We start from the raw sequence: 1,981 nt of genomic DNA, 5'->3' as shown, positions 1-1,981 counted from the left end.
GTGAATACACAGTTAACTCTTGAGCGATCATTTGCTGCAATCTTGCTGATATAGAAATCAGAACTATCAATGTAATCATAAAGCATTTTTGATTTTTTGATATTTCTTCTTTCTAATTCTTCAACACCGCCCAAATTTTTTATCCATTTAAAGTTCAGGTATGCCATATACCATGCGAATGTACATGGTGTGTTGTACATAGAATCAAACTTGGATAAAACACTCCAATCAAGAATTGATGGGCAGTACTTACGAGCCTTGCCTAATAGATCTTCACGTACAATGGTAATTGTCATACCTGATGGACCAACATTCTTCTGAAGGCCGAAAATGATAGCACCAAACTTAGATACGTCAATTGGTCTTGTCATAATATCAGATGACATATCAGCAATTAAAGGAACACCTTTTGTGTCTGGTAAAGTAAATGATTCTATACCGTTTACAGTCTCATTTAAGCAAATGTAGCAGTACTCAGAATTCTCAGATACAGTCATCTTTGAATAGTCAACGTGCCAGACACCGCTCTCATCCTGATATGAGCATTCATGAAGAACAGCATTACCGTATTTTTCAGCACATTCCTTGTAAGCACAGCGAGACCAGTGGCCTGTTACAAAATAATCAGCTGTACCGTTTTCTGACAGAAGATTCATAGGAATAGCAGCAAACTGACCACGACCGCCACCCTGCTCAAAAATAATCTTATAATTTGATGGAACATTTAAAAGCTCACGCAGTAATGCTTCAGCATCCTTTGCAACCTTATCAAACTCTGCAGAACGGTGAGAAATCTCAACAAGTCCCATACCGGTATTAGCAAAATTTCTGAAATCTCGCTGAGCCTCATCCATCACTTCATCAGGAAGCATACAAGGACCTGCATAATAGTTCCAAACCTTACTCATCATTGTCTCCATTGATATAAATAAAAAGCATGGATTTCTCCATGCTCTAAAAATTATAGACTGCTCTCATCCTCTGTAGGATTTTCTTTTGCATTTTCATTTAGCTCTGTATCAGTCTGTACAGGCTGCACTTCTGCCGTTGCAGCACTCTGATCTGCAGCTAGCTGCTCATTCTTTTCAAGATTACGAGCTTCAAGTGTCTTGTTAGCATTTTCAACAACCTCATCAGATATTGACTGAATTGCTATTACACTATCACCCTCGTACAGTCTGATTAAGATTGTACCAGCACCATATCTTGAGATTAAAGCAGTATCTGACATAGCAGAACGCATTAACTGACCCTGATTTGAAATGATCATATAATCATAGTTGTCAGCAGCGCTAACAGCACCGATTACTTTGCCGTTTCTATCAAGATTTCTCATTATGATAACGCCCATACCGCCACGATTTCTCAGAGGAATATCTGACAGTTTGATTCTCTTACCATAACCATTCTCACTTGCAATCAGACACTGACCGTTTTCAATCTTTTCAGCAGATACAACCATCAGTGATACAACGCTTGCATCCTTATCTCTCATCTTGATACCGCGGATACAGCCTGCAGTTCTTGATGAAGGTCTGATACCTGAACCTGCATGACGATCAATTGACTTTTCATCATTCTGATCGTCAGAAGACTCAGAAACATCAGCTGCATCATCTGAATTCTCATCAGTATCTGCATCAGCTGACTTCTTATAGAACTCACAGAAATGCTGTGCATAACCGTTTGATGTAAATAAGAATACATCATCATCACCAGATGATACTTCAACACCGATAAGCTCATCACCATCTTGTAAATTCAGAGCGATAAGTCCATTGCCGTTCATTCTGTTTACAAAGTTTGCATAGGCATCAAGCTTGGTCTTCTTAACTAAACCATTCTTTGTTGCCATGAGGAAGTAGCGCTCACCGTTAAAATCAGAAACAGGCAGAAGTGCGGTAATTCTCTCACCATTTGCAATATCAATGTTGATGAAGTTCTGAACTGGTGTACCCTTTGCGGTTCTGCTATCTGATGT

2 protein-coding genes are annotated in these 1,981 nt (G+C 39.2%); both read right to left on the bottom strand.

All coding sequences use genetic code 11. The annotated features are described in order from the left end of the window. Nucleotides 1-908: 3-phosphoserine/phosphohydroxythreonine transaminase (serC, locus tag ACJML3_RS07230; protein ID WP_406021931.1), on the bottom strand; the 908-nt coding region annotated here is incomplete at its 3' end. 53 nt (nucleotides 909-961) lie between these two features. Beyond that, nucleotides 962-1,981, bottom strand: a 1,020-nt coding sequence (locus tag ACJML3_RS07225; protein ID WP_406021929.1) for a DNA gyrase C-terminal beta-propeller domain-containing protein, incomplete at its 5' end; no start/stop codon positions are given.

The sequence above is a fragment of the Succinivibrio sp. genome (assembly GCF_045124615.1).
GTDB lineage: Bacteria > Pseudomonadota > Gammaproteobacteria > Enterobacterales > Succinivibrionaceae > Succinivibrio > Succinivibrio faecicola.
The sequence above is the reverse complement of the archived record's forward strand: the minus strand, read 5'-3'. Positions and strand labels throughout refer to the sequence as shown.